Origin of the sequence: Paenibacillus albidus, from assembly GCF_014644435.1 — a bacterium.
Taxonomy (GTDB): domain Bacteria; phylum Bacillota; class Bacilli; order Paenibacillales; family Paenibacillaceae; genus Paenibacillus_AQ; species Paenibacillus_AQ albidus.
Map to the genome: position 1 here is coordinate 1 of NZ_BMKR01000016.1, position 22,737 is coordinate 22,737.

Below are 22,737 nucleotides of genomic sequence, written 5' to 3' on the forward strand. Positions count from 1 at the left end.
TTTTGCAAGAATGAATGTGGTTGTGTCCAAATTTAGGGGGTTAATCCGAAAATGCCTTAGAATGAAGCGATCCCGGGGAATCGAGCCTCATGGAAGGCAAAAATGCCTTAGAATGAAGCGATCCCGGGGAATCGAGCCTCCTGGAAGGCAAAAATGCCTTAGAATGACGCGATCCCGGGGAATCGAGCCTCCTGGAAGGCAAGAAAATGCCTCAGAATCGCGCGATCCCGGGGAATCGAGCCTCCTGGAAGGCAAAAATGCCTTAAAATTGCGCGATCCCGGGGAATCGAGCCTCCTGGAAGGCAAAAATGCCTTAGAATCGCGCGATCCCGGGGAATCGAGCCAGCCATCGGCAGAGCTATCCCCAAATGGGTTAATTCATCGGGGGGATCTGCCCGGCAATCCATCCTGAAAGTGAAATGAAAATAATGAAAACATATTTACATTCTACATTAGAAGGATTATAATCAATTTATAAAAGTTGCACTAGGGAAACTTTCGTGTGTATAGACAACTTTTCCCGGCAAGAGGAGGGATTAACATGCTGGAACAAAATGCAGCAGAATCGAAAATAATCAATACGCATCATAAAGCACATAAAAATACAATATCGGCACAAGCCGTGCTGAATGGGGACATCAAAGGCCTCAAAAGGCTGCTTCCTTTCCTGGGCCCGGCCTTTATCGCCGCAGTGGCGTATTTGGACCCCGGCAACTTTGGCACTAATATAACCGCAGGGTCAAAATATGGCTACCTTCTGTTATGGGTCATTGCCGCTTCCAATTTAATGGCTGTGCTTATACAGTCATTGTCTGCCAAGCTGGGGATTGCCACCGGCAAAAATTTGCCGGAGGTTGCCCGGGAGCGATTCCCGAAGAGCGTATCCATCTTTCTGTGGATTCAGAGTGAGCTCGTCATCATCGCCACGGATCTGGCCGAGTTTATCGGGGCGGCCTTGGGGCTGTATCTGCTGTTCGATATCCCGATGCTACCGGCTGCACTGATTACGGCTGTGGGGTCATTTGCCATTCTGGAGCTTCAGCGGCGGGGGTACCGTTCATTGGAGGCTGGAATTGCCGCTATGGTGCTGATCGTCGTTTTGGCCTTTGCTTTTCAGGTCATTGTAGCCAAGCCTGATCTCGGCGCGGTAGCGGCGGGGATATTTACTCCAAGCTTCGAGGGTGTAGACAGCATTATGCTGGCGGCCGGAATCCTGGGCGCAACGGTGATGCCGCATGCGATCTATCTCCATTCGTCCCTTACCCAAAACCGGGTGGTCGGCAAAGACGAGGCAGAGAAGAAACAGATCTTTAAGCTGGAATTCATTGATATTCTTATCGCCATGCTGATTGCGGGTGCAGTCAATATGGCAATGATTGTCGTATCCGCTGCTTTATTTTTTAAAAATGGTCTGGTCGTTGAAGATCTCGATGTAGCCTTTCACCAGTTCAGTCAGCTGGCAGGTCCGGTAACGGCGATTGCGTTCGGACTGGGGTTGCTGATCGCCGGACTGTCGAGTTCTTCCGTAGGAACGATGGCGGGTGATGTGGTCATGCAGGGCTTCATTAATAAAAGAATCAATCTGTACCTCCGGCGGGCGATTACAACCATACCACCGCTTGTGATTATCTTTTTGGGGGTCAATGCGACGGATGCGCTCGTTATGAGCCAGGTGGTGTTGTCTTTCGGGATCGCCTTTGCACTGATTCCTTTGGTTATATTTACAAGCAACCGCCAGATTATGGGCGGCCTGGTCAATCACCGGGTGACCTCTTTTCTGGGCTGGATGATTTCCGGCCTGGTGGTGACCTTGAATTTATTCCTGGTGTACGAAATGCTGGTATAAGTCTAACCAGGATAACCATTGAAAGTCCGGCACAAAGGAATTATTCCAATTAATCTAATCATTTGAATAAAAATGAAGCCGTCCCGCAGCCATGAATAGCTGCCGGGACGGCTTTTTGTCTATTATTGCTTCACAATATCCTGTACGGCTTGATCCAACTCCTCCAGAAGTTGATCGCGCTTGATCTGGCCGCCGAGATACTCCTGCATGGCTGCGCCGAAGCCTTGCGTTACACCGTCGGGGAACATATCCCAGTTCCAGCCGAGGGCAGTGGAGGATTTCTCCTGGACGGCACTGGCGACTTGGCCGATGTCTTCCGTCTGGGTTTCAATGTTGGTTTCGGCGGGAATGAATTTGAATTCCTTCGTCAGATAGGTCTGGCCGGTTTCTGAAGTGACCATCCAGTTCAGGAAGGCTTTGGCTTCTTCGGGATGTTCGGATTTGCTGTTGACGATATAGTTATTCGGCACACCGACGAGAATTGAACCTTCTTTATCGCTGATCGGGAGGGGGAGGATGCCCAGCTCCAATGCCGGATCAATCTTGTCGATATCTCCTTGGGTCCAGTTGCCTTGGAGCATCATCGCCGCTTTGCCGGAAGCAAAGTCCGCGATTTGAGTGGCATAGTCGGTGGTCATCTTGCTGTCTTGGGCATTGTCAAAAATAACATCAACCAAATCCAGCCATTGCTTGAAAACGGCATCGTCCTTGATTGTTTGTGTTCCGGCCTTGACATTGTCAATGAATTGCTTCGGATCAGGCTGATTGGCCAGCGCCACGTTGACCAGATGCATCCCCATGGACCACCACTCATTGGTAGCTTCAAAAGGGGTGATTCCGGCCGCCTTTAGCTTCTCCACAGTATCTTTCAACTGAGGCAGCGTCTTGGGTTCTTCGGTAATCCCGGCTTGTTCGAATAAGGCTTTGTTATAGATTAAGCCATAACCCTCTACATTCATCGGCATGCCGTACAGCTTGCCGTCTACGGTTGCGGGAACTTTGGCACTGGCAATCAGGTCCTTGGCCCATGGCTCATCCGATAAATCGGTGGCCCGGTCCAAATAAGGAACGAGTGCCGTGAAGCCGCCGTTGTTAAAAATCTCGGGCTCCGAGCCGGAGGCAATCTCCGCTTTGAGCAAGGCACCGTAATCCTCGCCCCCGCCATGGGTTTCCACTTCGACTTTGATGCCGGTCTCCTCCTCATATTCCTCGGCGAGCGCATTCAGCTGCTCGGCGATCTCCACCTTGAACTGGAACATTTTGATCGTTACATCTTTAGCCGGGGCCGCAGTTGCTTCCACCGCCGCCGATTTCTTTGATGTGTTGTCAGCGCTCTCATTTGCTGCGGAATTCGTATTGCCACCGTTTCCGCATCCTGCGATAATAAGAGTGCAAACGATTGCAGATAAAAATGAAAGTTTTCTCTTCATAGAATAACCTCCCTGTTTTTTCTTTTTTTGTACTCTGTCATCGTAAAGCAAACCACCGTGGACTTACACTTAAATTTTTGCTGGAAAAGGTGGATATTATTGCGGTCATCCTTTAATGGATCCGGCCGTCACTCCTTCTACAATGTAGTTTTGCAGCGACAGGAAGAAGAGCAGTATGGGAGTAATGGCCATGACCAGACCCGCCAGTGCCAAGTCCCATTTCTTCGTGTATTGACCAAAAAATTTGGTCACAGCTACAGGCAACGTGGTCAGATCCTTATTCCCGCCAATGACCAGCACCGGCAGCAGATAGTCATTCCAGATCCATAAAGTATTCAGGATGATTACGGTAACAATGATGGGCAGCAGCAGCGGGAAGACAATCCGGAAAAAAACGCCATAGGGGTTGGAGCCATCCACACGGGCCGCCTCCTCCAGCTCATAGGGGACTGTCTTGATAAAGCCGTGGAACAGAAACACCGACAGCGGCATCCCGAAGCCGAGATAGCAGGCCACGATTCCATACAGCTCGCCGCGCAGCTCCAGCATACTAATGACCCGTACCAATTGCAGCATCAGGGACTGGAACGGAATAATCATTGCCGAGATCAGCAGCATGAATACGAATGCGTTGAAGCGCGACGGCTTGCGGACAATCTGATACGCGGCCATGGAGCTGAACAGGACAATAAAAATGACACTCAAGATGGTGATTTGCAGTGAGTTCCAGAAGGCTTGCGGAAAATCAATGGCTGCCCACACCTTCGAATAATTCTCCCACTGAACAGCTTTCGGAAAGGAAGCTGCATCCACCAGGATCTCCTTAAGCCCCTTCACCGAATTCGTCAATACGAGGTAAAAAGGGGAGAGAAAGACCAGGGCCAGAAGGACGGCGGCGATTTCCAGAATAAAGGTGCTTGGGCGGTATCTGCTGCTGTTCATTAGGCTGACACCTCTTTTCTTTTGGTAATCCAGACTTGGGTGACGGTAATCAGAGAGACTGCGAAGAAGAAAAGCAACGCTTTGGCTGTTCCAAGACCGTAGCGGTTGTTAATAAGCGCTTCCGCATAGATGTTGTAGGCGAGCGATTGGGTGGAGGTTCCCGGACCGCCTTTCGTGAGCGACAGATTAAGGTCGAACATTTTAAAGGCGTTCGAGGTGGTCAGGAACAGGCAGATGGTAATCGCCGGCATGATTAAAGGGACATACACGCTTTTGAACAATTGGGGAGCGCGTGCACCGTCAATTTTTGCCGCTTCAATCAGATCCTTGGGAATACCGGCAAGAGCGGCAATGTAAATAACCATCATGTAGCCTGCGGTCTGCCAGACAAAAACTATGACAAGACCCCAGAATCCGGTACCTGGTGTACCCAGCCATGGCAGCTCAAAGAAATGGATGCCCGTCATTTCGCCGATGGTGGCGAAGCCTTTGGTGAAGATAAACTGCCAGATGTAGCCCAGCAGGATACCGCCGATCACATTGGGCATAAAAAATATCGTCCGCAGCAGCTTCTTGGTCTTCAGGGCCGTCATCAGCACAAAAGCGAGCAGAAGCGCCAGGATATTGGCGGCAAGCACCGATACAGCTGTGAAACGGAGTGTGAAATACAGCGATTCCCAGAACTTGTCATCCTTCGTGAAGATCCGTCTCCAGTTGGCTGAGCCGGTCCAGACCGCTTTGTCGAGATCCAGGCCATTCCAGTCAGTGGAAGAATAGTAGAAGCCGAGAATGAATGGTGCGACCACAATGGTCAGAAAAAAGATCAGGCAGGGTCCCAGAAAGACGATTTGCTGTCCCCAGCCTTTAGGCATGTGCAGAGCTTTTCTCATAAGGAATCTCCTTTTTTAGAATTTGGCGGGTTCTCATGTTAATTATAAAAAGGCAGCCATGACACCAACACTCAATTTGATGTTCATAAAAGTGGATTATATTGCAGCTCCAAGCGGGCGGCAGGAAATTGAAGGGAGGACCGAAATGTTCCGAAACAGTATCCGGACCCGGCTGATGGCCCTTGTGCTTCTGGCCACGGTCATTCCGTCAGGTATTTCTGTCACGTTCTCGTATCTGTATACCAAGGAGTCGGTAACCGAACAGGCCGTGAAGCAAAATAGGAAGCTGCTGACGCTTGGGGAGGCCAATCTCAGCAGCTACTTCAGTGGCATTAACGAGAGGGCCTTGTCACTGTACAGCGGCATCAATGTCCCGGGTTCGTTCTACACGGCTCTTTTAACCGCCAAAGATCCGGACGACCCGGCAGCAGCGGCTCTTCCTGACAACCGGGGAGTGATGTCGACCCAGCTGTACAATCTGTTCCTCTCTGACCGGAACATCTATCAGATCCATTTGTTTGTCCGGGTTGGGGAGCAGTCCAATTTGCTGTTGGGAGGATTGTTCCGCCGGGAGCGAAATGACTTGTATCGACCTATGCCCGGTCCCGGCAATTCCAACCGGCCTTTCGTGGAGCGGACGCATTTGGATCATCAATACGGGGTGAAGTCCGGTTTTCCGAATCTGAAATCAGGTACGGTTCCAGTCTTCACAGCACATTTCCCCATCTACAGGACACCAAGCGACGAGGTGCTGGCTGATCTGTCCATCGACTACCGGCTCAGCGGCCTGGAGGACATCGCGAAGTCAATGTATGGTCCGGACACAGAGCGCCTGTATGTGCTGAATGAGCAAGGGGAAGCTCTGTATGCTTCAGACCCGGATTGGATCGGGAAGGAGGTCACGGCAGGCTGGAGTAATCTTCCGCCTGGAGTGGAGAGTGGACATCTGGCCTGGAACGAGGATGATTTTCAGGGGATTGTCATGTTCAGGCATATGGACTCTCCGCTGTTCAAAGGTGATATTATCAAGCTCGTACCCTACGGGGACCTGTACAGTGATGCCAGAACGATCACCCGGGTCAGCACCGGCATCGGTATTGTGTTCCTTATTCTCGGCGGAATTACGGCGGTGCTGATTTCCATCGGTTTCACAAGACCGATCAAGAAGCTGATTTCTTTTACCCAGAAGGTTCAGATCGGGCAGCTAGACGCCTATATGGATGCCGAACGGGAGGATGAATTCGGGCTGCTGACCCGCAAAATCACCGGAATGACACAGACCATCAACAATCTGATCGTGAAGGAGTACCGTCTGGAGATTGCCAATAAGACTAATCAGCTTAAAGCTCTCCAAGCCCAGGTTCATCCGCATTTTCTGTATAATGCGCTGCAATCCATCGCAAGTTTATCCTTGCGTTACAATGCGCCTAAGGTGTACGATCTCATCTATTCACTGGGCAGCATGATGCGCTATTCGATGAATACCGAACGGACCCGGGTACCGCTGCGGGATGAACTGGAGCATGTGGAGCATTACATCATGCTGCAGCAGGAAAGATTCGGCGAGGAGAATGTGCGGCTTGACATGGAGATTGCGGAAGAGGCGCTTTGTATTCATGTTCCCAAAATGATGCTGCAGCCGATTGTCGAGAATATCTTCAAGCACGGGTTCGCAGACGGAATACGCCACGGAGTGATCTTTGTAAGCTGCATACTGGATGCGGAAGGAAGACTTGCGGTTACCGTCAGGGACAACGGCAAGGGAATTACGCCGGAGCGGCTGGAAGAGATTGAAGCCGGGCTGATGATTCTTGGCAGAACGGAGGTTGAAGAAATTGGACTGCGCAATGTGCTGGCCAGAATCCGGCTGCAAATGAACGAAGAGGCAAAGATGCTGCTGCAGGGAGACAGCGGGAATGGGGTCACGGTTCGATTGCTTATTCCGCTGGACAAGGATAACGGAGAACAAAGGAGCGGGGAATCATGAAGGTGCTGATTGTAGACGATGAGAAGCATGTGCGGGAAGCGGTCCGCTATTTTGTCCCCTGGGAGAAGCACGGGATTAAAGACATCTATGAAGCAACCAATGGGCAGGAGGCGATAGCCATCATTCTTGAGCAGCAGCCGGCCATCGTCTTTACGGATATGCGGATGCCGCTGGTGGATGGGGCAGAGCTGCTGGAATGGCTGCATGGGCATGCTCCGCACACCAAAACCATTGTGATCAGCGGGTATCAGGATTTCAATTATGTAAAGCCGGCCATTGTTTACGGAGGGATGGATTATTTGCTCAAGCCTTTGAACAGCAGGCAGTTGATTGAAGCCGCCGAGCGTGCTTTTCAGTTGTGGCAGGAGGAGAAGCGGGAACGGGAACGGGTCTGCCGCCAAAATATTCAGCTCAATGTGCTGCGTCCTTTGTATTGGGACAAGGTACTGTCCGATCTGGTTTCCGGAAATGCCTCATTCCCAGAGCTTGAAGTATCATTGTCCGCTGAATTTGGCATGAGCAGGAAGGCAGACCGCTGTCGGGTGGCAGTTTGTTCTCTTCAGGCCGGGGGCTGCCGGCTCCTGCAAAGATTTCAAGGCGATGTACAACTGGCATCTTTTGTACTGGCCAATGTCTGCAACGAGATTATGGCTCCGCATAGAAGCGGATATGCCTTTCGCTGCTGGCAAACCGGCGTTGATATCGCCATTCTGAGCTGGGATGGAGTGGATAAAATAGAGCAGCAGCTGCATCAGATGAACGAATCCTTCCAGCGGGTCTACGGCGTCCAGATGGAATTTGGGCTCAGCCGGGTTCATGCTTTTCCGCAAGGGCTGCAAGCGGCGTTTGAACAAGCCCGGCAAGGTCTTAGTGAACGTAATCTCCTGCACAAAGAAGGGCGGATTCATCTCTTCAGGGAAGCAGCCCGGGCGAGTGGATCTGAGAAGGACTGCGCCTTTCAAGCTCCACTGGAACCGTTAAGAATTGCTTTGTTATCCGGTGATCCTGAACGTATGGGACGGACTGTTGATGAATGGGCACAGCACCTCTCCGCGAGAACAACGCTGACGGAGGCAGGGTTTAACCGCCTGCATGAAGATCTCCGTTCTGTGTTTCTTCGCCGGAATCCGGAAGAAGAGGTTCATTTCGAGTTGTGCTACGATGAGCAAGGATGGTTCTCACTGGAGGGCTGGCGGGAACAGCTCAAGGCGCAACTGCTGAGGTTAACCAAAGAGAGCAGGCTCACCCAGACACCGGACAGCAGGCTGGTGCTGGAGATCCGCGATTATCTGGATCAGAATTACCATCAGGAGATGACGCTGCAGCATATCGCCGAACGCTTTTTTGTCAGCAGGGAGAATATCTCGCGCAAGTACAAGCAGGTAACCGAAGAGAACCTGTCCGACTACTTAACCCGGCTTAGAATCAGTAAGGCCAAGCTCCTGCTGCAAAATACGGAGTTGCGGCTGGCGCAAATTGCTGAACTGGTTGGTTATGAGGATGAGAAGTATTTTAGCCGCGTCTTCAAGAAAGCTACCGGTCAGACGCCAAGAGACTCCCGCAAGGGCTGACCCGGGAGAATTTAAGAGCAGGATGAGATTGGAATGTTTCTGTGCCCATTTTATAAAATCTTTATAAATCCCCTCTAAGCTGTTCTCAGGAGGGGATTTTTGTGATGAGACAAGAGATGATTCTTGAAGTTGGCGGTGTAACCAAAACAGCCGGACGCAGAACCTTGGTGAAGGAGCTGTCATTTGGCGTTAGGCCCGGAGAGGTCTGCGGGTTCGTCGGGCCCAACGGAGCAGGCAAAACAACGCTGATCCGCATGATTACCGGCTTGATTAAGCCGGACAGCGGACAGATCAGGATAGATGGGGTGGATGTCCGTCAAGACCGGATAGCGGCCTTGTCCCGGGTAGGGGCGATTGTGGAATCGCCAATCTTTTTTCCATATATGTCAGGAAGGGGTAATCTGCTGAATCTGGCCCGGCTGCATGGGAACTTGCACACTTCCGCGCAGCGAAAAGCACGTGTAGAGGAAGTGCTGGCCATTGTTGACTTGAGCGGACGGGGGAGTGACAAGGTGAAGACCTATTCACTGGGCATGAAGCAGCGGCTGGGCATCGCGCAAGCCCTGCTTGGCTCGCCCAAGCTGATTATTCTGGATGAGCCTGCGAACGGTCTCGATCCGATGGGCATCCGGGATTTGCGCAATCTGATTCTGAAGCTGCGCGACGAACAAGGGATCAGCTTCTTCATCTCCAGTCATCTTCTGGATGAGCTGCAGCGGATATGCAGCCGGTTCGTCATCATCAAAGAGGGCGGTATGGTCTGGCAGGGAACCAGCGGGGAATGGGTGGATATCGCCGGCACACGCGGACTGGAAGAGCATTTTGTGGAGTTGATGACCCGGTGAGAGCCCTATTCATTAGTGAACTTGAACGCTTGTGGAAACGCAAGCTCATCTGGATGATGTTTGCTGCCATCCCGCTGATCGTATATGCAACCGCCAGATATTACGCCGTACATAATCTGCAGGTACCGTTAGACAGTCCGGAGTTTGTCACATCCGGCAACTTTCCGGTGATGGCGCTGATTGAGCAGTTGATCGTCGTCTTTAATTTGGTGTCGCTGGTGCTGCTGACCTTATCCTTTACCGAAGAATATCGTACCGGCCAGCTGCGGATGGTTCTGCTGCGGGCGTTCACCGTTGGCCAGCTGTTCCGAGCCAAGGCGGCGGCGTATCTTGTGACGATCAGTTTATTTTTTGCCGCTTATCTGGGCGTGTCGGTGGCTGTGGGCTTTCAGATGTTTGACAGCTCCGAAACGACCCGGCTGTTCCATCATGTTTCACCGGCAGGTCCGGGCGAGGTTATGGGTTACACCTTGAAATATTACGGGATTTCGCTGCTGACGGTTGTGGGCATGGGCAGTGCCATGCTGGCCCTTGCGGTAATATGTCACACTACGACGGCGGCTATTGGCTTTGGCGTAGGAATTCTTTTGCTGTCGATAGGGTATCCGCTGGTGTATTTGACCTTCAATACAGTCCTGAATTTGCAGCTTCCGGCACAGCTGGCCTTTTTGTCCCTAACACAAATTCAATATGAGGGGATTGCCTACCTATTGGCTGACAGCTCCATGGGGCCCGGGCCGTATTTCCCGCTTTTTGCCCTGGCCGTTGTGGCCGGTTATGTTCTGCTGTGTGCCGGGGGCGCCTGCCTGGCATTTACCCGAAGAGACCGCTGGATCTAGAAAGGATGCGAAACAATGAACTCATTAATCCAAAGTGAATGGCAGCGGATGTGGAAACGCAAAAAAACGCTGATCAGCCTGATTCTGTTCACCGCTATCGTCTTGTTTGACTGCCTGTTTCTGGGGGTGCAGCGTTTTGGCGCCTTCGATAATATTCATACGGCTCCATTAACAGCCCAGAATTTCTCCGTATTTTTGCTGAAAGAGGTCTCATTTCTGCTGACGCTGATTGTAGCGCCGCTGCTGATTGTGGACAGCATCAACGGAGAATATACGGCTGGCCAGCTGCGCCTGGTGTTGATCCGGCCGATTTCCTTTGCCCGGCTGTTTGCCGCCAAATGGCTGAATCTGGCATTCATGCTGCTGCTGTTTACAGCCATAACATTTATGATCGGGGAGTTTGCCGGACATCTGCTGAAGCCGGCTGCGGATTCCGTCCGTTATTTAAATCCGGCTCAGGTATATGACCGTTCCGAAGCTTTTATCTACGCGCTGCAGAGCTATGGGCTTTTTTATCTGATTGTACTGGCTGAGCTAAGTCTGGTAGGTCTGGTCAGCAGCTTGATGCCGAATGCATTAGTCTCCTTTTTTGTATCCCTGGGCGTGCTGATCGGGGCGCTGTATATCTCGGATACGCTTGGATTTTTCCTGATGAGTGCTTCAGTGATTTTCCAATTAATGGCCGGAAGTTATGCGGCTCCTTTCTATGGGCCAGTCCTGGTCTGCACAGGTATCGGTTTCCTTGCTACAATGGGAGTATGGCAGCGAAGAAGCTGGACCCGATAATCCAGCGAGTCCGGAAGGGAATGAGAGTAATGAAAGGCAACACTATTCTGGTTGTTGATGATGAGGCGGAGATTGTCTCGATGATCAAGCAATCGCTGGAGAACGAAGGCAGTGAAGTGATTACGGCAGGCGATGGCCGGCAGGCTCTGGAGCAGCTGCACCGTAACCCGGATCTGATTATTCTGGATGTCATGATGCCGGCCTTAAATGGATTCGAGCTGTGCCAGATGATCCGGGACGAAGTGAGTTGTCCGATCCTGTTTGTCAGCGCGAAGCAAAAAGAGGCCGACCGTATCCAGGGCCTGTCCATCGGCGGCGATGATTATATCACCAAACCGTTCAGCCTGCGGGAACTGAAGGCCCGGGTTGCCGCACATTTGCGGCAGAACCAGCGGCTTTTGGCCGGGAATGTCCATCGGCGTGTTCTCCGTTACGGGTTCCTCCAGCTTGACCTGCAAGGCCGCGAAGTCAGAATCCGCCAGCAGTCCATCCCTTTCACCGCCAGGGAGTTTGATATTATGGAGCTGCTCGCTCTGCATCCGGGGCAGGTATTCTCCAAGGACCAGCTTTATGAGAAAATCTGGGGACTCGAAGCCGTGGGGGATTCGAATACCATTACGGAGCATGTGAAGAAAATCCGGGCCAAGCTTGGTGTGGCAGACCCGCAGAGCAATTATATTACAACAGTATGGGGAGTCGGTTACAAGTGGGAAGCAATTCCTTCATAGAACGGTACACGATCAAGAAGCAGCTGATCCTCACTTTCCTGATGATTTTGGGCTCCAGTCTGGTGATGACTGTGATCACGATACTCGCCGGTGTATCCTGGCTGATCTCGAACGATGGGATGCAGCCTGCAAATTATTATGAGCGGCAAATTCCGGCCATCATCCGCTATGTGCAGCAGCAGCAGGGCGCCTTGCTTTTGCCGCAGGCCCGTACGGGTCTGGAGCAGATCATTCCGCTCAGCGGCATCCGGTACCAGGTGCTTAATGCGGATGGTGAGGTGCAGTACGGCACCGTTTCGGAGCAGTTAATTAAAGGCAAACAAGAGCTGCTCCGTTCGCTGAATACAACCGAGCTGCTCGATTCCACAGTGGGGTTTGGCGGGAGTTACGCCAGAATGATTCCGGTGGCGACAGCGGAAGGAGATTTGAAAGGGGCGCTGGTGCTGCTGTATAAGCTGCAGATGTCTGCCGACAGCCCATCCGCCCATTTGCTGCAGCTTGTGGGTGCTGGTGTGCTGGTGTGTTCGCCTTTTATCTACATTGCTTTGTTCACCACCCTGTTTGCTTCCCGTCTGGGCAGACGGATTCTCCGGCCTGTCCAGGAGCTGATCCAAGCCTCGGAGCGCATCCGCAGGCAGGATCTGGATGTGCCGATCACCTATAATGCCAATAATGAGATCGGCAGGCTGTCACAGGCCTTTGAAGCGATGCGCCGGGAATTGAAGGATTCCCTCCTGCGCGAATGGAGGCTGGAGCAGGAGCGGCGTGACCTGATGGATGCGATTGCCCACGATTTCCGTACGCCGATGACCATTATACAGGGGAATGTGGAGCTGCTCGAAGAAGCGGGGGCGCTCCCGGAGGAGAAACGGATGTCCCATTTGAACATCATCGAGCATAATGTGAAGCGGGTCAACCGGCTGATTCAGGACATTCTCGCGGTTTCGGAGAAGGAGCTGGATTATTTTCCGCTCATGCTTGCCGAAGTGGATGTTAAGACTTTTCTGGAAATGAAGGAGAGGGAGATTCAATATTTGGGCAAGCCGCGGCAAATTGTCTGCACAGTGACCCTTGAAGAGCGGCGCAGACATCCGGGCAGCCCGGCTCTGCTGGACGTCCAAAGAATTGCTCAGGTGCTCGACAATATTGTGGCCAACAGTCTCCGCTTCCTGCCGGACGGGGGAGAGCTGGCTTTGCGGGCCATCCTTGAAGAGGAGCGGCTCACCCTGCAGATTAGAGACTCCGGGCCCGGCTTCGCGGTGGAGGACATCCCGTTTCTCTTTGATAAATTCTATAAAGGCGTCCAGGGTCAGACGGGCCTTGGGCTCTACACCGCCCGGATGATTGTCCGCAAGCACGGCGGTACCATTCAGGCAGAGAACCTGCCGGATGGCGGTGCCTGTGTTACGTTTACGGTCAGTATCGGTCAGGACGAGGACTCGGGCTGTGGTCCCTGATGCAGCGGAAGCTCGACTGTAACCACGGTTCCTTTCATAGGCTCGCTGCGGATGGAGAGCCGTCCCCCGTGCAATTCTATAATTTCTTTACAGATAGCAAGGCCCAGTCCGCTGCCGGACTGGCGCGATTTGCCTTTATAGAATTTGGTGCCGAGCTTCGCCAGATCCTCCGGCTGAATGCCCTCGCCGTTATCGGCTACGGTCACGGCAACCTGGCCGCCGCTGAAAGAGGCGGTGATGCGGACAAAGCCCTGGACTGGCGTGAATTTGAAAGCATTATCCAGCAGATTGACGAAAACCTGCTTCAACCGGTTGAAATCCCCATACACCGGGAGCGGCTGCTCCGGGATTTCGGCATAGAGGTGGATCTGTTTGGGTTGTCCGCGATAGCGGAATTGCAGATGCAGCTCCTCAAGCAGTTTGCGCAGATCATAGATCAGCGGCTCCAGCTGCATTTCACCAGCCTGGAATTTGGAGAAATCCAGCAAATCTTCAACGAGGCCGATCAGCCGGTCGGTTTCCCCGGTCATCACTTCAAGCCCCTGCAAAGTCTCTTCCTTATCAGACAAGTCACCAACCAGCAGCGTTTCGCCCCAGCCTTTAATAGAGGTGAGGGGGGTGCGCAGCTCATGGGTGACTGAGGAAATAAAGTCATATTTCATTTTTTCACTTTTGCCCAATTCTTCGGACATGTAGTTCAACGTGACAGCCAGCGTGCCGATCTCATCGTCATACCGCTTCTGCGCCCTGACATTGAAATTGCCGGTAGCCATTTTTTGGGCGATCTCGGTTAATTGCTGAATCGGCCCGACAATCCGTTTGGCAATCAGCAGGCTGAGCACGAACCCAAAGGCGATCACACCCAGTCCGACCCACGCAGCATTGATGGCAATCTTGAGAATCACTTCGTATAAAGGCTCGGCAGAAACAGAGAAGCGCAATATGCCTATGGTGGTATCGTATTCCCTCAAGGGAACCGATACGGCCAGAATACGTTCACCCTGAACGGGTGTTATGCTCCGGAACGTTCCGATATGGTTGTCCTGTGCGGACGTTACATCGGGCGTTTCAATATGCTCTTTGCTGGCGAACCCGAATGAATTGATGATGACGGCACCCGACGGATCCAGCACCTCAACCTTGCTGCTCTCTTCACGGGACAGATTCTCCAGGATATACCTGGCTCTTTCATTGATGGAGTACCCCTCCAGATACTTGTTGAAAAAAGTGGCGGAGGTCGAGGCCCGGGAGGTCAGGGTGTCCATGGCGGTGCCTAAATAATAGGAATGAATACCGAAAATAAAGATGCCTTCCAGGAGCAGGACAATCAGGAGCAGGACGATGGTGATGTAGCTGACAAGTCTTACCTTAATCCCTTTCTTCAACGCTCCGCCCTCCACAGATAGCCATAACCCCACACGGTTTCCAAATATTGCGGACTGGCGGAATCCTGGCCGATTTTTTGGCGGATCCGGCTAATATTGACGTCTACTATCTTGAGCTCACCGATGAAGTATTGACCCCAAACCGAGGTGAGGATATCATCGCGGTTCACCGCTTTGTTGGGCTGTTCGATCAGCAGCTTCACAATCGAGAACTCTGTAGGCGTAAGCGGGATTTCCTTCCCGTTCTTCAACAGCCGCCGCTCCTCCAGCCGCAACGTGAAAGGAGGGAGCTCCAAAAAGTTCTCCTGCCGGGGAGCATCCAGCGGATAGATCCGGCGAAAAAGAGATCTCACCCGGGCCACCAGCTCTACCGGACTAAAAGGTTTAACCACATAGTCATCAGCCCCCGATTCAAGACCCATGACCTTATCTACTTCCTGGCTTTTGGCGGTCAGCATGATGATGCCGAGCCGGGGATTGTCCTGACGGAGCTGCTGGCATACATCGAAGCCGCTGATACCGGGGAGCATGAGATCCAGGATGGCAATATCCAGGTCTTGCTGCACCTTGGCGACGACCAGCGCGTCCTCGCCCGTAGCAGCTTCAACCACCTCGAACCCTTCACGCTTCAGATTGATGCGAATAAAATCGCGGATTGGTTTCTCATCCTCCAGTATCAGCACTTTCATGATGTGCCCTCCTTGTTATTCTGTGTCCTTGCCAGGGGTTCCGGCCAGCTTCATTACTTCATCCATCGTAAGCTTGCGCTGTTGATATTCCTGAAGAGCGGTGCCTGACAGCTTGCCGGTTTCGCTGGCCGAAGGCAATACGGCTACAATGATGTCCGATGCTGCAGGATCCTCGGCATTCGGGATTTCGTACAGCATCTTATAGGAAGCCTGCTCGGCCTGCAGCTTGACCTCGGCGGCAGCCCAGTCTTTCTTGGGAAGCAGCCGCAAGCTTAAGAGCGGGGCGGTCTTTCCGGTCTTCGCATCACGGTAGCTGAATTGCAGATTCTCCCAAGGCATCGGGGATTCTACAGGGGTTTCCAGCGTGTATAGTCCGGCCCAGTTTTTTGGAATATGGAAGTTGAATCCCCATCTGTCGAATTGCTCCTGAATAAAGATCAGCTTCGACTGTCCGTCCCATTGATAATATTTGCTGATAAAAGGCGTTGCGAGCGGTGCGAAGCTCTCCATGCCTGCAGGAGCAATCAGAAATCCTACCTCATTAATTCCGTCAGCGTTAATGTCCTTGCTGTACAGGGGATAGTCTTTTATTGCCATATTATTCTCCCCGAGCACTCTGGCCTGTGTAGGCTTCAAGGGCGTCAGCACGACATCCTTGCTCTCTGCAAGCTCCGTCCGGTGATAATCTTCTGATGACAGTATATCAGTAAACAGCCCTTTTTCCCATGCAAGCAGTGCTGTGTAGGAGGAGTGGGCACCGACGGCCACATCCACATACAACCCTGTACCTGTCTTAGAGACCTTCCCGAACTGCACCTGGATCACCGTTCCGTCGATACTTTGGTTGGATAAGACCTGTAATTGTCCGTTGCCAAGACGCAGCAGCTGTACACTGGCCCCGGGCTGGGTATCACTGGAGAACGTATTCTGAAACAAAGCGATTTCGGTCTGGCCTTCTCCCGTGATATCCCCGACAAAGAGGTAGTCGTACGGTTGTTTCGTAATTTCGGTCAGCTTCTCCTGGTTCATACTGTATACCTGCAGCTCATTGCTGAGGGCCTCGCCTCCACTGAAGCCAAGCAGCAGATCTGCCTTGCCGTCCCCGGTCACATCGGCAAACTGCACATCTGCAAGCTCGCTGCCGACTCCGGCTATAGTTTCCACCAGGGTCCATTTATTCTGTTTTTGAGTCAGCACTACGGTTTTGATCTCATAATCGGTTTTGTCTGTTTTGTAAAAAGCGATGATCTCATCCTGCCCATCCTGGTCCAGATCCTGCAGTTGAATAGCACTGCCCGATGCGGAGTTGACCGGTACCGTCAGGTGGGAATTTGCGGGGAGAAAGGGTTTGACAATTTCGGTGATATTTCCATCGGAGTTTCCTTGTGAAGGGGCCCGCAGCAGGTCGCTGGGGGTTTCTGAAACATTGCAGCCTGTAGCCAGAACCGCCAATAATAAAAGGGTAGTTAACCTGGAAGTTTTCATAAGTATAATCTCCTTTGTTTCATCTTTTGCTAGTATATCCCAAAAGGGTCCGCAAAGTAGTTTCAAAAAGGTAAAGGCATCGTATCCTTTGTCATTAGGATCGATGCCCTCCAGGTTTGGAAGCTATTCATAGATGGATGTTTTTGTGGAATGATTGTCCCTAACGGCTAAAGTAGTCGGCCAGTCCGTCAGCAATAGCCCGGGCGGCCTTTCGCTGATAAGCGCGTTTGCGGACCACCGATTCATCGTGCGGATTGGAGAGAAAACCGAGCTCCACCAAGGTGGAAGGGATCTGATTCTCCCTGAGAATATGGTAATCGCCAAAGGAAATGCCGTTGCTCCTCAGGCCGATGCCTTGTCCCAATTGGGTCTCAATAGCCCGCGCCAGCCGCATATCCTTCCCCTCCGAATAAAAAAACGTCAAGATTCCCGACACCCGTTTGGGCGAGGAGTTATAGTGGATGCTTACAAAAGCATCAGCTCCCAGGCTTTCACTGACCTGCACACGCCGGGAAAGCGATGGCTTCTGGTCCCCGGTCCGGGTCATCTCCACCCGCGCGCCCGCCGCCTGGAGATAGTCACGGACATAAAAGGCCGTTTGCAGATTCAAATCCTTCTCCATAGTGTTATAGGTGGTACCGAGCATTCCCGGATCGCTGCCGCCATGGCCGGGATCAAGAACAATCAGCTTCCCGCGCAGACCGCCGGTGCTCTTGGCCGAACTCTTGACGGAGCTGCTTGAAGAAGATCCGCTATTGAGGTATTGTGCCGCGACCCAGCCAGTCTCGCCGCTAGCCGTACGGATTTTGGCCCAGCCGCTCTGATGCCGCAGAACCGTCACCTTATCGGCTGCCTGCAAAGAACCAAGTACCGCGTAGCTGGTCCCCGGACCGCCACGGATGCGGAGGGAACCGGCGGCAACTGTGGCTTTAGCTGTGCCACCCCCGGCTGTGGAGACCTTTACAGCAGTTGTAGATGACGAAGAGGCCGCCGCACCTGAGGTCTTGGCGGAGCCGCTCACCGGCTTCAGATAGTATCCCGCCACCCAACCCGTTGTTGTCCGGGAGTTAATCTTCGCCCAGCCGTGTTGTTCATCGGTGACGGTAACCAGCTCACCGCTTTTGATGGAACCTTTCACAGGGGCATCCTTGGCCGGTTCGCTGCGTACATTTAAAGAGTCTGCATATACTTTGGCTGTGTAGCTTCCTGCTGCAGCCGCCTGGGCAGGCAACAGCCCTGTTATCATAAATAGGCACAAGGCGAGTGCAGCGATGTTTAGGATGTTTTTCATGGCAACCTCGCTTCCGGGAGTATTCTAGGAATGATCCTATAAAAAGACCAACCGTAGCTCTTTTACCCATTATCGCAGATTAAGAACAAAATTTACTTCAAATTCGTACTACTGGCTCAAATTGTTAGGCAGGTTGACAGGCTTGCCCTTACCGCTAAAATGTGGTATTGCCGCGGCGGGATATATTGCCCTTTGCCGGAAGGTCAAATGGATGTATAATTATTCCATATTGGAAAGAGGATAAAGGAGCACTGCAGTGACTAAACCTAAGCTATTCATTGGATCTTCCAGAGAATCCATCCGTTATGCCAGAGCCATACACGAACAGCTGAAATGGGATGCTGAGGTGCATCCCTGGTACGCAGGCGCTTTTCACGCGAATGAATATACGATGGAGGCGCTGGAGCGGAATCTGGATGAAAGTGATTTTGCCGTATTTGTGTTCTCGCCGGATGATGTGGCCAGGATTCGCGGCAAATATTACTATGTAACCCGGGATAATACCCAATTCGAAATGGGCTTGTTCTGGGGCAGATTGCGCCGCAGCCGGGTATTCTGTCTGCTGCCGGATCAAGTGACGGTCCGGGACGACCTGATTCCCGGCGAGAACATCGAAGCGTATCATCTGTTATCCGATTTGACGGGGCTTACTCCGCTTACCTATGAACTGTCCCATAATAATAAGACGGCGGCTGTGGATGTCAGCTGTGGCAAGATTATTGACAGCATTCATGAGCACGGCAGCTTCCGTGACCCGGTCAGGGAGATCGGACAGCTGAAGCAGGAACTTAGGCGCAAAGAAAGTATCCTTCATTTTTTTTGGCAATATAATAGTTATATCACGGTGCCGCAAGATAAGGAACGGTACGGCGCGCTCAGCGAAGCCATCCGGAATTCATTTCTGCCTCCCGAACACTGCCGCGTGATAGGTGCAGCCCTTTGGCAGGCGCAGGAGGATGAAGGTCTGGTGCACGTAGGAGGCAATGTCGGGCGCGGCCATTCCTACCCGTTTGCCATGAAGGGCAATCCCGGCAAACGGCCCAGTGTGGTGGAGGCATTTCTAACGAGTGAATGGACTTTTTTTCAGCGCACCGAAGTTGCCGAGGTATATATCCTGTGCTATCCTTTAGGTAAGAGGCATGTCCTGTCGGTCCACTTTTCGGGAACTGACGGATTGTCACTGGAGGATCTGGCGGCGGTTGTCGAGCATAACCGGGACTTATTCCGTACCATCAATCATTTGGTAGGAGGGGATTCAGCATGAAGAATATCAAAGGCGTTATTCATCTATCCGGTGCTGTTCGCCGAGCTGCAGGTGGTCATGGCGGAGGAAGCAACGAGGACAGAAGCCGATCCAAACGCAAGGCCGGCACCAGCCATCCGGCCCAGCCATCAGGGGCGAAGGTCTACACGGCACCATCGCTGGAAGGCGGAGACGAAGAATACAAGAAATTAATCAGCGGGAAGGTAGACAACAACAAACCTTCTTTTGCCTAAATAGACAAGGGGTCCTCCAAGCCGATGGCTGAAGGACCCCTTTTTTTGCAAGCGGGTAAAGATAAGAGCTTATTGCGGGATAGAGGTGCTGCCGGTTCTGGCGGCAATCTCCCGCCGCACCACGGGCGCGACCTCCGTTGCCAGCAATTCAATCGCGGCTGCCACCTTCGAGAAGGGCAGGCCTCCGATGTCCAGTTGGATCATGAAGCGGCTATGGCCAAACAACTCGTATTGGTACAGGATCTTCTCGATAATCTGCTCCGGGCTGCCGACGGCCAAGGTGTTATCCGGCGCAGCAGCTCCCGCAAATTCGCTGCGGGTGACCCGGTATTCCTGTCCGGGCTTTGGACTGATCGAATTGCGGTAGCTGCAGTAATAAGGATAGTATTCATCGAGCGCCTGCTGCGGAGTTTTGGCGATATAGCCGTGACTTGTGACGGCGATCTTCAGCGCGTCGGCGGAATGGCCTGCTTCAAGGCCTGCACGCCGATAGGTTTCGGCAAGTGCCCGGAAGGGCCACGGGTCGCCGTTCAGAATAGCGATGGCCATACCGGTGCCAAGGGTTCCGGCTTTCTCGGCGCTTTCGGGTGAACCGCCTACGCCGATCCAGAGCGGAAGCTTGTGCTGGAGGGGCCGCGGTGCAATCTCGGCGTTCTTCAAGGCAGAGCGGAACGACCCGCTCCAGTTCATGACCTCATGCTGGTTCAGCTCCAGCAGCAAATGGATATTCTCCTCGAAAAGGCGGTGATAGTCCTCCAGTTCATACCCGAATAAAGGAAAAGACTCCACAAAAGCGCCGCGTCCGGACATGATCTCGGCTCGTCCATCCGACAACAGATCCAGGGTGGCGAAATCCTCAAAGACCCGCACGGGATCAATTGTGCTCAGTACGGTTGTGGCGCTGGTCAGCTTGATCCTGCGGGTGACCTGTGAGATTGCCGCCAGGACAACCGGTACCGAAGAGATCACAAAATCGAGCCGGTGATGTTCACCGACGCCGAACACATCCAGCCCGGCTTCATCCGCCAGCTTGGCTGCAGCAATGACTTCATCCAGACGCTGCTTGGGACTGATCTTTTGCCCGGTATGGCAATCGGGTACGATGTCTCCAAGTGTATAGATCCCGAATTCAAATTCTGGTGTTGCGCCTTGATTGACTTCCTTATTCATCTACATAACTCCTCATTATTTATATTGTTCATGTATTCATACGGCAGGGCCGTCGTGTTAGAATTAGGACATTAGTATAGCATATCAACTTACAAAATGTAAGTTCATGAGCAAATGTTTATATTTTGTCACTTGTATACTGCCAGGTGTGCGGCGAAGGGAGCTTATCACTATGTCATCTTCGAGCAGTAAACCTATCTATGTAGAAATCTTGATAAAGGCCGGGATGCAGGAGCTGTGGGACAAAACCCAGGACCCCCGGCAGCATGAGCAGTGGGATCTGAGATTCTCCCGCATAGAATATCTTCCCCGCACCGGGGCCGATGCGCCCCAGCGTTTCCGCTACAGCACCAAGATCGGCTTTGGGCTGAGTATCTCCGGGGAGGGGGAAACCTCCGGCCGGCTTTTGAACGAACAGGAACGGATCTCTTCGCTGAAATTTGGCTCAGAGCAGCAGATTTCACTGATTAGCGTCGGCAGCGGGTACTGGAAATATGTACAGGAGACGGAAGGGGTCCGCTTTCTGACGCTGTACAACTACAAAACACGGTTTGGCCGGGCAGGCCAATGGCTGGATCGGGTCTGTTTCCGGCCCTTGATGGGCTGGGCTACCGCCTGGAGCTTCGACTGCCTGCGGCTGTGGCTGGAACGTCAGATTCCTCCTGCGGAGTCGCTGCGCAAAAGCCTGACCCATGCCCTGTCCACCTTGCTGCTGGCTATGATCTGGATCTACCAGGGGCTGGTGCCGAAGCTGCTCGTGCCGGATAGCGGAGAGATGGAGATGCTGCGCGGCATACCGGTTCTGCAAGGTTATGAGCAGATAGTGCTGACGGGAATTGGGGTGGGCGAGATCCTGTTCGGTTTAGCTCACCTGTTATGGAACAGGCACAAGTGGCTATACCTGCTGAACATCATCGGGCTGCTGGTGCTGGGGTTTGGGGCGATAAGCAACGCCAGTGTGTATGTAGCCCCCTTTAATCCCGTTTCCCTGAACCTGGCGATGATCGGGCTGGCAGTAACTGCTATGCTGTCGCTGCAGAATCTGCCAAGCGCGCGGGCCTGCATCCGGGTGAAAGGCTCTTCAGCAGCTGAAAGGAGGGAATCCACATGACTTCAATCTATAAGCGGGTATTAGGCGCAGATTTCTCCAGGCTACATCCCATGATCCAGCAGAGGTTCGGTTTTGACAGCACGGACGGCGTGGCTTCGGTCGGCACCGGTATCATGGAACGGGTGTGGTACGGCAGAGCGTACACACTTCCGTTTCTGTACCTCGGGACCTGGCGGAATATCATGTTTCCCGAACGTGGAGAGAATGTGCCGTTCACCATCCATAACTATGCTTACCGGGATCATTTGAACCGGGAGACCGTGACCTGGATTCGCGAATACCATTTTGGTGGACGAAAAAGACGTTTCGATGCCACGATGATCTACAGTGAGCAGCGGCAGAAGATTGTGGATTACTTGGGTACCCACCAGCATCTGGCTGTGGACATTGATATGTCCGTAACCGGCCAAGGCGGTATCCGGCTGCGGTCAGGCGAGCAGCGTTTCTATGAAGGCCGGGTAGCATTCCGCTTTCCGATGGCCTTTTCCGGCATTGCCGATGTTCACGAATGGTATGATGAGAAGCTGCAAATGTTCCGAATCCAAGTAGCCGTCACCAACACATTCTGGGGCCCCCTGTTTGGGTATGAGGGGCGTTTCCATGCCGCTTATCCAGAGGTTCAGGCCGGAGATATCCCGGCTTATGTGAAGCCGGTTCGCGAGGAGCGGCGGGAATAAGCCGGTGGACTTGGACACTCAAAGTGGAGCTTCGCGAACGAAACGTTGTTTGGGTCGCTCTTGTCCCCAGATTTTATTTATTCTCCTTAGCGTGAAAATCCGGGAGGGAGG

At 52.7% G+C, this 22,737-nt stretch carries 20 protein-coding genes; 12 read left to right on the forward strand and 8 right to left on the reverse strand.

Going from position 1 to position 22,737, the window contains the following annotated elements; genetic code table 11:
- The first annotated feature begins 541 nt into the window (after positions 1-541).
- On the forward strand, positions 542-1,846 hold the full coding sequence (locus IEY53_RS18640) for an Nramp family divalent metal transporter (protein ID WP_189027624.1): 1,305 nt from the start codon (positions 542-544) through the stop codon (positions 1,844-1,846).
- A 122-nt stretch (positions 1,847-1,968) separates the two neighbouring features.
- On the opposite strand, the gene IEY53_RS18645 is transcribed toward IEY53_RS18640, so the two are convergent.
- The 3 genes from IEY53_RS18645 to IEY53_RS18655 all read right to left on the reverse strand — a co-directional run bounded on the left by IEY53_RS18645 (position 1,969) and on the right by IEY53_RS18655 (position 5,108).
- Positions 1,969-3,276: an ABC transporter substrate-binding protein gene (locus tag IEY53_RS18645; RefSeq protein ID WP_189027626.1), complete on the reverse strand. Its 1,308-nt coding sequence runs from the start codon at positions 3,274-3,276 to the stop codon at positions 1,969-1,971.
- Positions 3,277-3,381: 105 nt separating this feature from the next.
- Positions 3,382-4,218: a carbohydrate ABC transporter permease gene (locus tag IEY53_RS18650; RefSeq protein ID WP_189027628.1), complete on the reverse strand. Its 837-nt coding sequence runs from the start codon at positions 4,216-4,218 to the stop codon at positions 3,382-3,384.
- Entirely contained in the window at positions 4,218-5,108 is an 891-nt protein-coding gene (locus IEY53_RS18655; RefSeq protein ID WP_189027630.1) for a carbohydrate ABC transporter permease, read from the reverse strand. The genes IEY53_RS18650 and IEY53_RS18655 overlap by 1 nt, the downstream gene beginning before the upstream one ends.
- A gap of 79 nt (positions 5,109-5,187) precedes the next feature.
- Here IEY53_RS18655 and IEY53_RS18660 point away from each other — a divergent pair, with 79 nt between their 5' ends.
- From IEY53_RS18660 to IEY53_RS18690, 7 genes are all read left to right on the forward strand, one after another.
- Positions 5,188-7,095: a sensor histidine kinase gene (locus IEY53_RS18660; RefSeq protein ID WP_229696228.1), complete on the forward strand. Its 1,908-nt coding sequence runs from the start codon at positions 5,188-5,190 to the stop codon at positions 7,093-7,095.
- A complete protein-coding gene (locus IEY53_RS18665; protein ID WP_189027632.1) occupies positions 7,092-8,666 on the forward strand; it encodes a response regulator in 1,575 nt (524 codons plus the stop codon). Before IEY53_RS18660 ends, IEY53_RS18665 begins: the two co-directional genes overlap by 4 nt.
- 104 nt (positions 8,667-8,770) lie before the next feature.
- Positions 8,771-9,511, forward strand: coding sequence for an ABC transporter ATP-binding protein (locus tag IEY53_RS18670; protein ID WP_229696233.1), 741 nt, complete (start codon positions 8,771-8,773; stop codon positions 9,509-9,511).
- The gene (locus IEY53_RS18675) at positions 9,508-10,350 is read left to right on the forward strand and encodes a DUF2705 family protein (protein ID WP_189027634.1); all 843 of its coding nucleotides are present in this window, start codon (positions 9,508-9,510) and stop codon (positions 10,348-10,350) included. The genes IEY53_RS18670 and IEY53_RS18675 overlap by 4 nt, the downstream gene beginning before the upstream one ends.
- A gap of 15 nt (positions 10,351-10,365) precedes the next feature.
- The gene (locus IEY53_RS18680; protein ID WP_189027636.1) at positions 10,366-11,136 is read left to right on the forward strand and encodes an ABC transporter permease; all 771 of its coding nucleotides are present in this window, start codon (positions 10,366-10,368) and stop codon (positions 11,134-11,136) included.
- A gap of 20 nt (positions 11,137-11,156) precedes the next feature.
- Positions 11,157-11,864, forward strand: a complete 708-nt coding sequence (locus IEY53_RS18685) for a response regulator transcription factor (protein WP_308424234.1) — start codon at positions 11,157-11,159, stop codon at positions 11,862-11,864.
- Positions 11,843-13,321 carry a HAMP domain-containing sensor histidine kinase gene (locus tag IEY53_RS18690; RefSeq protein WP_189027638.1) on the forward strand — a complete coding sequence of 493 codons (1,479 nt, stop codon included), beginning with the start codon at positions 11,843-11,845 and terminating at the stop codon, positions 13,319-13,321. The genes IEY53_RS18685 and IEY53_RS18690 overlap by 22 nt, the downstream gene beginning before the upstream one ends.
- Here the strand turns inward: IEY53_RS18690 and IEY53_RS18695 are convergent.
- From IEY53_RS18695 to IEY53_RS18710, 4 genes are all read right to left on the reverse strand, one after another.
- A complete protein-coding gene (locus tag IEY53_RS18695) occupies positions 13,291-14,706 on the reverse strand; it encodes a sensor histidine kinase (RefSeq protein WP_189027640.1) in 1,416 nt (471 codons plus the stop codon). The two genes, IEY53_RS18690 and IEY53_RS18695, sit on opposite strands and share 31 nt — an antisense overlap.
- Complete coding sequence (locus IEY53_RS18700) at positions 14,703-15,395, reverse strand: response regulator transcription factor (RefSeq protein WP_189027642.1); 693 nt, start codon at positions 15,393-15,395, stop codon at positions 14,703-14,705. The genes IEY53_RS18695 and IEY53_RS18700 overlap by 4 nt, the downstream gene beginning before the upstream one ends.
- 15 nt (positions 15,396-15,410) lie before the next feature.
- Positions 15,411-16,880 (reverse strand): FG-GAP repeat domain-containing protein, encoded by a 1,470-nt coding sequence (locus IEY53_RS18705; RefSeq protein ID WP_189027644.1) that lies wholly within the window; start codon positions 16,878-16,880, stop codon positions 15,411-15,413.
- A gap of 160 nt (positions 16,881-17,040) precedes the next feature.
- Positions 17,041-18,171, reverse strand: coding sequence for an N-acetylmuramoyl-L-alanine amidase family protein (locus IEY53_RS18710; protein WP_189027646.1), 1,131 nt, complete (start codon positions 18,169-18,171; stop codon positions 17,041-17,043).
- A 256-nt stretch (positions 18,172-18,427) separates the two neighbouring features.
- On the opposite strand from IEY53_RS18710, the gene IEY53_RS18715 reads away from it, so the two are divergent.
- Positions 18,428-19,435, forward strand: coding sequence for a TIR domain-containing protein (locus IEY53_RS18715; RefSeq protein WP_189027648.1), 1,008 nt, complete (start codon positions 18,428-18,430; stop codon positions 19,433-19,435).
- Positions 19,432-19,668: a hypothetical protein gene (locus IEY53_RS18720; RefSeq protein ID WP_189027649.1), complete on the forward strand. Its 237-nt coding sequence runs from the start codon at positions 19,432-19,434 to the stop codon at positions 19,666-19,668. Before IEY53_RS18715 ends, IEY53_RS18720 begins: the two co-directional genes overlap by 4 nt.
- 69 nt (positions 19,669-19,737) lie before the next feature.
- Here the strand turns inward: IEY53_RS18720 and IEY53_RS18725 are convergent, their stop codons facing one another.
- Positions 19,738-20,838 carry an LLM class flavin-dependent oxidoreductase gene (locus IEY53_RS18725; protein WP_189027651.1) on the reverse strand — a complete coding sequence of 367 codons (1,101 nt, stop codon included), beginning with the start codon at positions 20,836-20,838 and terminating at the stop codon, positions 19,738-19,740.
- Positions 20,839-21,010: 172 nt separating this feature from the next.
- Between IEY53_RS18725 and IEY53_RS18730 the strand changes: the two genes are divergently transcribed.
- Positions 21,011-21,949: a DoxX-like family protein gene (locus IEY53_RS18730; RefSeq protein WP_189027653.1), complete on the forward strand. Its 939-nt coding sequence runs from the start codon at positions 21,011-21,013 to the stop codon at positions 21,947-21,949.
- Positions 21,946-22,626, forward strand: coding sequence for a DUF4166 domain-containing protein (locus IEY53_RS18735; RefSeq protein ID WP_189027655.1), 681 nt, complete (start codon positions 21,946-21,948; stop codon positions 22,624-22,626). Before IEY53_RS18730 ends, IEY53_RS18735 begins: the two co-directional genes overlap by 4 nt.
- Positions 22,627-22,737 lie beyond the last annotated feature (111 nt).

Excerpts from the sequence above, each read along its gene's own strand:
- IEY53_RS18735 (WP_189027655.1), top strand. The coding sequence starts at position 21,946 with ATGACTTCAATCTATAAGCGGGTATTAGGCGCAGATTTCTCCAGGCTA.
- IEY53_RS18685 (WP_308424234.1), top strand. The coding sequence starts at position 11,157 with ATGAGAGTAATGAAAGGCAACACTATTCTGGTTGTTGATGATGAGGCG.
- IEY53_RS18710 (WP_189027646.1), bottom strand. The coding sequence starts at position 18,171 with ATGAAAAACATCCTAAACATCGCTGCACTCGCCTTGTGCCTATTTATG.
- IEY53_RS18665 (WP_189027632.1), top strand. The coding sequence starts at position 7,092 with ATGAAGGTGCTGATTGTAGACGATGAGAAGCATGTGCGGGAAGCGGTC.
- IEY53_RS18660 (WP_229696228.1), top strand. The coding sequence starts at position 5,188 with ATGTTCATAAAAGTGGATTATATTGCAGCTCCAAGCGGGCGGCAGGAA.
- IEY53_RS18705 (WP_189027644.1), bottom strand. The coding sequence starts at position 16,880 with ATGAAAACTTCCAGGTTAACTACCCTTTTATTATTGGCGGTTCTGGCT.
- IEY53_RS18700 (WP_189027642.1), bottom strand. The coding sequence starts at position 15,395 with ATGAAAGTGCTGATACTGGAGGATGAGAAACCAATCCGCGATTTTATT.
- IEY53_RS18680 (WP_189027636.1), top strand. The coding sequence starts at position 10,366 with ATGAACTCATTAATCCAAAGTGAATGGCAGCGGATGTGGAAACGCAAA.
- IEY53_RS18720 (WP_189027649.1), top strand. The coding sequence starts at position 19,432 with ATGAAGAATATCAAAGGCGTTATTCATCTATCCGGTGCTGTTCGCCGA.
- IEY53_RS18655 (WP_189027630.1), bottom strand. The coding sequence starts at position 5,108 with ATGAGAAAAGCTCTGCACATGCCTAAAGGCTGGGGACAGCAAATCGTC.
- IEY53_RS18725 (WP_189027651.1), bottom strand. The coding sequence starts at position 20,838 with ATGAATAAGGAAGTCAATCAAGGCGCAACACCAGAATTTGAATTCGGG.
- IEY53_RS18640 (WP_189027624.1), top strand. The coding sequence starts at position 542 with ATGCTGGAACAAAATGCAGCAGAATCGAAAATAATCAATACGCATCAT.
- IEY53_RS18650 (WP_189027628.1), bottom strand. The coding sequence starts at position 4,218 with ATGAACAGCAGCAGATACCGCCCAAGCACCTTTATTCTGGAAATCGCC.
- IEY53_RS18730 (WP_189027653.1), top strand. The coding sequence starts at position 21,011 with ATGTCATCTTCGAGCAGTAAACCTATCTATGTAGAAATCTTGATAAAG.
- IEY53_RS18670 (WP_229696233.1), top strand. The coding sequence starts at position 8,771 with ATGAGACAAGAGATGATTCTTGAAGTTGGCGGTGTAACCAAAACAGCC.
- IEY53_RS18645 (WP_189027626.1), bottom strand. The coding sequence starts at position 3,276 with ATGAAGAGAAAACTTTCATTTTTATCTGCAATCGTTTGCACTCTTATT.